This window comes from Idiomarina sp. T82-3, from assembly GCF_001577655.1.
Lineage (GTDB): Bacteria > Pseudomonadota > Gammaproteobacteria > Enterobacterales > Alteromonadaceae > Idiomarina > Idiomarina baltica.
The window spans coordinates 1-7,464 of record NZ_LSBQ01000035.1 but is presented as its reverse complement, the minus strand read 5'-3'; the positions used below and the strand labels follow the sequence as shown (position 1 = coordinate 7,464).

The following is a 7,464-nucleotide window of genomic DNA, read 5'->3' as shown; positions in this document are numbered from 1 at the left end:
AAGCAGCTGATCGATGAGTTTGTCTGATATTGGCATTCTGATATCCTTCTTCGATATTGCTAAGAATGCCATTTACACAGATATTTTTACACTCTCGATTTGGCGATATCGCTCCGTACACTTGCTCATGTTTCATATTAAAGTCTAATCAATTCTAAACTCCTTAATATGTTTAAGTTTGCCCTGAGCATCAGTAACTTTAAGTATTCGCGTTGATTCCGAAATGAAAATGCCACTCGGTACACTAGTGTCGTGAATGACGATTCTATCGGAGGGGACTTCGTCGGAGTTACCGACTTTGTACGCTTCAATTGTGCATGGAAAAAACTGTTTGCACCACGACGGGTCAACGGGCATTAATTCTTTACCCAATCGTGCCCATTGGGGACGGTTTAAGCGGTACTCAGTACGCGGCCAAATTACGGTAACATCGTACTCTTCCGGCGTTGGAGACCAATACTCACCGTTCCCTTTTGTTAGCACAACGGGATTACTGAAATCATGTTTATCGATGACCCAAGTATAACTTTTGGGTTCGTATTTTACGTCGCTTCGCTCGGTGAAGTCTGTTTGATTGATGGTCAGTGGATCAGTCTTTAGTGACTCTTTCAAATAGTGAGCGAGCCATCGGCTTTCATTAATGTGACTATATCCCACATGAATGAGCATTTTGGCATCGGGCTCACTGTTAAATACTTTTGTGCGAAGATTCTTCACAGCACTTCGCTCCCGCGCCTCTGTTCCCGCTCCGACTTCAGAACCGTAATCATAGGATACGAGTTGAAACCCCAACTGACGAGCTCGCAGCACTAAATTGGAAAAAAGCGGTTCATTTGTGTAAAAGCCTGCTTTCTCGTTAACGTATTCAGGGGGTAACTTATTTTCAGCGTTAGCCGAGAGTGCCTCTAAAGCCAAATAGCGAAATCCTTGGTTCCATAGACTTTCCAGTAACCTGTAGGTGAGAATGCGGTGTTGCGGTACATGGTGAGCTTCGTTGACCATCACTATTTGATACTTACCAGCGGTATCAGCAATGTTTTTGACAGCATCTTGTGTTTTCAACGCTTTAACCGCGGTGTTTAACTGATCAGAGTAAGGGTCGTGTTGATCAAAGGCATACAGGGCTTGCTGGTGTTGCCCCGTAAATGAATATGCTGTGCCAAGCTCTTGCAGCAGAAAATCGAGCACAGGATGATTATCTTCATACTCTAATAAAAGTGCCTCCAAAATTTCGATTTTAGCACTTAAGGTTTTTCCATTGGTTTGTTCATAGACTCGACTAGACGCCCTATTTATTTCCTTTAAATATTCTTCTGCAGACAACTCGTCAGCAGAGAGCGGCAACACACTGAATAAAGTGATCATGAATACCGCAACCAAGTTCAACGTTTTCACAAATTATATTCCTTGAATTATTGTTGTTGGCGTGACCTTAGAGTGACCTTCATTTTTTTCAATACGAATCACCGTAAACAACTTATATAAACACCAAAATAACAAAACACGCAAAATTTTCGAAGTGAGCGAGCCTCGTATTTTCGGCATTCCTCATACTGATGAGCAACGTAGAGGCTAGTCACTATTTGAAGTAGACCAAGAGTCAGAAATGTCTGCTGCTCGTTCATTGCTGACGTTCAGCTTTGTGCCAAGAGCGGACCGTGGTATCAGCTGACCTTGCCGCTTCAATTAACTTACGCGAGTACCGTAGTGGGAGTTATTTTGACGCGATAAATATCGCTAGTTTGTTCGATACTCACGCTCCAGTTCATGACTTTAGCGATGCGTTTTACTAAATACTGACCATGACCCAAGCCCTGATAGTAAGGACGCTCTGAGGACTCCCCCAAACTATTTTCAAAAACAATCGCCCCGCCATCACTTTGATGAACCCTGAGACCGCTAGCATCGCCATGGTAAAAACCATTGCTTATCAGGTTCTGACACAACAAACTGATTAAATTTTGATTGCCGTATACTCTAAGTCGGGGTGGAAGGTCGACATGACAGTCAAAAACAAGGTCCGGGTGCACACGATGAATTCCTAAAATGGCCTCCTCTAGCAGCGGCACAAAACTCAATTCAGTAAAGTTGAGGTTTTCCTTGCGAGCCAGAGCAAGTAACACATTGATTGTTTGTTGGAGCTCACTCGTTGCATGCTGCAAAAGCTTCATCGTGTCAGGTGGTAGGGCGTCATCACGAATGAGTGTCAGAGTGTTTTTGATTAACGTAATCGGTGTACGTAATTCATGGCTAACGTCGCGCGTAAAGTCTTTTTCACGTTGCAAAGCGCTCTGCAATTCAGAGTAAGTGTAATAAAAAGCATCCGCTAACTGACCAATTTCGTCCTCACGAGATAAACGTTTAATCGACGCGTCAGCATTGTCACGTTGCCGAAGAACCTGCTCCGTCAGGTTCCGAATGGGCTGAGCTATTCGGTTCGCGATAATCCAAGTAGCAAGCAAAGCCAATACGATAGCAGCCAGCGCCAAACTCGTGTTAAATAAATTTAACACGCCATTAAATCTGGAAAAAGGTAAGGCTTCGGTTGCATCTAACAGTTTCCATACCGGGGCTCCTTGCGCGTCTTTGGTTGCGTAGCTATAAACCGTCTGCTCTACGCATTCATAGACAGTTATGTTCGTATCATGGAGTAAAGACGTTGAGTTGCACGCTGGCAAGTCTACTTCGGAATACACTGTCGTTATCATTCCGGGTGGATCAGTCTCTAACAAGACTGACGCTGTAACGGCTTCAGATGTGGTGATCGCGAGATAGCTCAGACGCATGTAGACGAAGCTAATGATGAGAACCAAAACGCCAAATGAGATGAATAACTTGGCTCTTATGCTATTAGCCCTCATCTTAATCCAGTCCTTTAAGTTGGTAGCCCACATTACTGATGGTAAACAGAAGCTGTCGCCCGCTCACATGCTCTAACACCTTACGCAAAGAATAGATATGGGACTTCAATGCATTACTTTCAGGTGGATCTGCGCCCCAAATAGCACTTATCAGGTTGGAGCGACTCACTGGATAAGGATGGGCAACGAGCAACTCGCTCAAAAGCTTTAAGCCGATGCCGGTCAGTGGTATTGGTGTCTGCTGCCAGTGTGCGGTCATCGCACGCATATCGACTCGCAAACCGCCTTCGATTAATAAGCTGTCCCGGTGGAGTTCGGGGCGTCGAGAGAGCGCCTCGCAGCGCAGTGCTAGTTCACGTAAATCATATGGTTTCGTCAGGTAATCATCGGCACCATGACCAAAGCCTTTGGCTTTATCTTCAAAGGCATCACGCGCAGTTACCATTAATATGGGCTGATTGCGTTGGGCTTGTTCTTTGATAGCCTGACAGACGGCTAGGCCATCTGTGTCAGGAAGATTCAAATCAAGTAAGATTACGTTAAATTGCGCGTTTAATGCTAGTTTTAATCCTAACTGTCCAGAGGAGGCAAAATCCACGTTCCACCCCAACCCTTCGAGAAAGTCGACGACCTGTCTGGCAATCGCTAAGTTATCCTCGATAAGTAAAATTGAACGTTCTTTGGGCATGGTGTACTCCTCTTAAACACTTTCTTATTATGAGCCTTCGGCGGCAAGATTCAAAATAGCATTCGCTATCTCTTCTGGATACTCACTATGAATCGAGTGACCCCATTTGTCGGAACGAATATGCTGACCAGCCCGAATTAAACTAAATAGCTCGTTATGCATTTGCATCCATAATTCTTTGCCAGCTTTAGTCTCCTCAATAAACATTGGCTCAGGATGAATCTGCGTCGAGGTATAAAGTGTCACACGCAGATCAGCAGGTAACGGTATCAAGTTTTCATCAGTGCTATCGAGTTCTTGCATGAGCACCTTATAGTGCGGCAATAGATGTGAGGGCATGTATTTTGCCATCACCTTGTCATCGCGCGCGACGCGCTCAGAATCCAGTTTTCGATAACGCACGCGTTGAACTTTAACTGTTGGTTCAATAAGCACCACGCCAAGTACCTGCGAGCTAGCCTCGCGCATAGCTTCGGTCACAATTAAACCTCCATAGGAGTGCCCTACCACAATAACTTGACGCTGTTCACTCTCACGGTGAATCTTTTTGATTAATGAACTAACGTCTTGCTGAATAGTTGTCGGCTGAGTGTTTGCAGACGTCAGGCTGAGGCGAGTTGGATTGATGATTTTGATATTGTCCGGTAGCTGCTCGATGACTGGGTTCCAAACTTCTCCGTCGATACCGAACCCAGATTCAAAAATAACAGTTACTTCTTCTGCCGCAAACGCGTAAGTCGGGATTAGTAAAAACAAACAATAAATAATTTTATGTAGACGCATGAGTCGCTCCTTTATGTAATTTCAAATGAAATTATCAGAGCAAAGGTGAAATAGCGGTGAAAAAAGATCGCTACTATCTGGTAAAGCCGAATATTAGTAGTCGCATTTTCCTGCTGAAAACACAGAGGCTAGAGCTATTACTTAGTATGCGGCAGGTCAGAGCAAACCCAACGTCGGCTCATCGCTCAAAGCGGACTGAATTCGCAATGTATGACGAATATCTACTAACTAACCTTTTCCCAATTGAAAAATTTACTATCTGCTAAATCAAGCATCTCAATATCTTCTGCCGTATCACCGTATGCATAAATGTGTTCAAATTCATCGAGCATAATTAATGCTCGGATTCTTTCGACTTTTTTTCTACCGGTACAGTCACCATCCAGATAATGATCAGTCAGCAGACCTTCTCTTTCCTCAAGATTGACTCCGCACAGTTCAAAGCCCATCTTTTCACACCATGGTCCGAGATAAACCGTAAGCGAAGCAGAAACAATGACTATCCGATCGCCACGCGTTTTATGCCAGTTGAAGCGCTCGATGGCTTCAGGACGTAAAACGTTCGGAATAAATGCGTCAGCATGTTTGCGACCTAATTCGGCTGTATCCGACACCGGCAAATTTTTAAAGCCGACTTGAACTATTTTTTGTCGAATATAGGATGACGACAACAAACCGTATCTGTGACCAATGATTAAAGGAGTTAGCAGGATCTTCCCTACACGCATTCTTCTGCGAGGTATGACCGCCTTTACAAACGGGGTGAAGGTATCGCAGTTTGTGATAGTTCCATCAAAGTCGAATAGGGCAATGTCCATACTTCTATCCCGTCGCCTTTTAGAGCTTAGCCATTCTTATGTCGATTTTCTGCATAGCCGTTGGGCGTCACACCTATTATCTCTTTGAAATCGCGAATAAGGTGGGACTGGTCCGTGTATTCAAGTTCCATAGCAACATCAAGGATATTTACTTCTCCTGCGTCAAGACGCTCAAGCACTCTGTGCAGGCGATATTTTCTTATTAGCCACTTTGCGCTTAACCCAATATGTTTTCTGAAGTACCGTTGTATCATTCGCGGTGATAGTTCAGCACGCTCACTCAACTGAGACACTTTAACAATCGACTGTTCGTCTTTAATCAAACTAACCAGCTTTTGTACAGACTGCTGAGAGTCGCAAACTAACGTCTTATGTGGTGTAAGTCTTTTCTCGAGAATCTCACAAATTAAAGCATCGCTCTTTACAACCAACAAGCTAGTGCCTCTGTGAGGCGATCTCCAAAAATCTCGCCAGCATCAATTTCCTTATCAACGTATTCAACAAGCGGTAACGAGAGAACATGCTGAAGAGCTCCGAGCGAAAACTTAACACCTATGATTCTGTCTTTTCCGGACATCATATAATTGTAAACTTTGGTGACCGGTCCCACTACCTTAACCTTGTCATTACTAATGACAAGATGAAAGTTGGGATCGGGAACGTTCCTTTGCGTGTGTGTTTTATTTGCAGGGAGGTTCCAGTCGACTAACCAAAACTGATCGATAAAATCAGTTAATTCAAACTTGGGATAGTAACGGCGCAAACTGTAAAACTGCTGGCTCTCTTGCTGGTGCAATACACCATTGATTTTAGATTGATTAATTTTCAAGTCTGAAGCTACTCTCAAAACCCTATGTCGCACTTTTACAATACCAGTTAACACGGATCATGGTAGTGTTTAATACCACTTAAGCAGAAATACTGGAAGATAATATTATGGAGCTCACAGGAACGTTTGAAATAACCAGTTGGCAGGAATCGGTAGAAAAGGAGCTTGCTAATGGTACGAAACTAAGCCGTGCTAACGTCAGACAATCCTATACTGGAAGCTTGTCAGGAGAGAGTGAACTGACGTATCAACTCTGTTATGACACTAGCGGTAATGCTGATTTTGTTGGCTTCGAAACAATTTCCATAAATACCCCAAATGAATTAGAGGTTATCGTTTTACAACACAATGGTTGTTTCAACAACGGTATTGCAACCAGCAAGTTCACTGTTGTCGAAAGCAGTCATGATAAGACAATTATTGGTTATGAGGGCTTCTTTCGTTCGAAAGAGAATGGTCAAGCAGACTATCAAATTAAAGGTCCGCTTTGAGCGAAAAGCAGACATTGGACTTTCTGACCTTACACGCTGATCTAACCCGCAGGGTCGGTACAATACGCTGTTATACGCAATCACATAGAATCGAGAACGTAGCAAATCCATGAAAGTTATTTTAAAAAATATTAAGAAACTTAAAGAGCTAGAGTGTATTGTATAAACGCAGATAGGGCATATCCGGAATTCTCCAACGGCCGAATAGTTGATTTTCATCAATCTCATATATAAATGTCTTGTCTCGTTTTAACTTTAAAAAAGACTCGCTATCACAGCCCTCACTATGGTAATGATGTGCAAAGTTTTGGTCCGATGCTGACAAAGACTTAATACCAGGGCGCTTAAAGAATTCAGTTCGTTGCGTTAGGCACATGTGACGATTAATATGAAACTTTGCCTAAAGGCAGTAAAAAACTGAAGGCTGTAGTCGATTGGTGTTTGAGTCCTGACTTTTATGTTAGTGATATTTGCTCTGGAAAAATTGTAGTGAAAAACTCATTTGGGTCTGACCTTTTCAAGTCTCTATTTCTGCCGCTGTATTACATTTCTCTGGGTAAGGAAAGGTACTTAAAGATTGAGACTGGCTTTATCAAGTTCAGATGCGGATAAATGACAGAATGCTGAACTTATTGTGTCAATGCGATCGTGCAGCAAAGACTAGCCGTTACTCTTGCTTTATTAGGTCGATCACTTGGCTACGAGTGAGTTTAAGTAATGGCAATGCAACGGCACTGAGAGTAATTAATCCGACCAAAACTAGTGCGATTAAGTTGATGGCACTCGCTAGATTAACGTGGTGCAAGTAGCCCAAGTGAACTAGCAGCATGTAACCTGCGAACGTCACGATAACAGCGGCACCAAAGCCCATGGCGATTGGCTTGCATGCTTTAATCAGCAGTGCGTTAAACGGCGCACCAATGGCAATTAAAACACCATAATCGGCTTTTTCTAGCTGGAGTCGCGAGCGCACTTGATACCCAAGCGTTAAGGC

General features: G+C 43.4%; 9 protein-coding genes. 1 reads left to right on the top strand and 8 read right to left on the bottom strand.

Annotated features, from left to right (window positions below):
* Nucleotides 1-144 precede the first annotated feature (144 nt).
* The 7 genes from AWU56_RS12880 to AWU56_RS12850 all read right to left on the bottom strand — a co-directional run bounded on the left by AWU56_RS12880 (nt 145) and on the right by AWU56_RS12850 (nt 5,979).
* Nucleotides 145-1,395 carry a hypothetical protein gene (locus AWU56_RS12880; RefSeq protein ID WP_286682752.1) on the bottom strand — a complete coding sequence of 417 codons (1,251 nt, stop codon included), beginning with the start codon at nt 1,393-1,395 and terminating at the stop codon, nt 145-147.
* A gap of 296 nt (nt 1,396-1,691) precedes the next feature.
* Complete coding sequence (locus AWU56_RS12875) at nt 1,692-2,861, bottom strand: sensor histidine kinase (protein ID WP_040487958.1); 1,170 nt, start codon at nt 2,859-2,861, stop codon at nt 1,692-1,694.
* A 1-nt stretch (nt 2,862) separates the two neighbouring features.
* The gene (locus AWU56_RS12870; protein ID WP_286682751.1) at nt 2,863-3,549 is read right to left on the bottom strand and encodes a response regulator transcription factor; all 687 of its coding nucleotides are present in this window, start codon (nt 3,547-3,549) and stop codon (nt 2,863-2,865) included.
* A 27-nt stretch (nt 3,550-3,576) separates the two neighbouring features.
* A complete protein-coding gene (locus tag AWU56_RS12865) occupies nt 3,577-4,332 on the bottom strand; it encodes an alpha/beta fold hydrolase (RefSeq protein WP_286682750.1) in 756 nt (251 codons plus the stop codon).
* Between the two features lie 224 nt (nt 4,333-4,556).
* Nucleotides 4,557-5,150: an HAD family hydrolase gene (locus tag AWU56_RS12860; RefSeq protein ID WP_286682749.1), complete on the bottom strand. Its 594-nt coding sequence runs from the start codon at nt 5,148-5,150 to the stop codon at nt 4,557-4,559.
* 26 nt (nt 5,151-5,176) lie between these two features.
* A complete protein-coding gene (locus AWU56_RS12855) occupies nt 5,177-5,473 on the bottom strand; it encodes a helix-turn-helix transcriptional regulator (protein ID WP_286682748.1) in 297 nt (98 codons plus the stop codon).
* Between the two features lie 98 nt (nt 5,474-5,571).
* Nucleotides 5,572-5,979: a DUF6597 domain-containing transcriptional factor gene (locus tag AWU56_RS12850; protein WP_286682747.1), complete on the bottom strand. Its 408-nt coding sequence runs from the start codon at nt 5,977-5,979 to the stop codon at nt 5,572-5,574.
* Between the two features lie 107 nt (nt 5,980-6,086).
* On the opposite strand from AWU56_RS12850, the gene AWU56_RS12845 reads away from it, so the two are divergent.
* Nucleotides 6,087-6,470: a DUF3224 domain-containing protein gene (locus AWU56_RS12845; RefSeq protein ID WP_286682746.1), complete on the top strand. Its 384-nt coding sequence runs from the start codon at nt 6,087-6,089 to the stop codon at nt 6,468-6,470.
* Nucleotides 6,471-7,137: 667 nt separating this feature from the next.
* Here the strand turns inward: AWU56_RS12845 and AWU56_RS12840 are convergent.
* A partial coding sequence (locus tag AWU56_RS12840) for a hypothetical protein (protein WP_286682745.1) occupies nt 7,138-7,464 on the bottom strand: 327 nt, incomplete at its 5' end.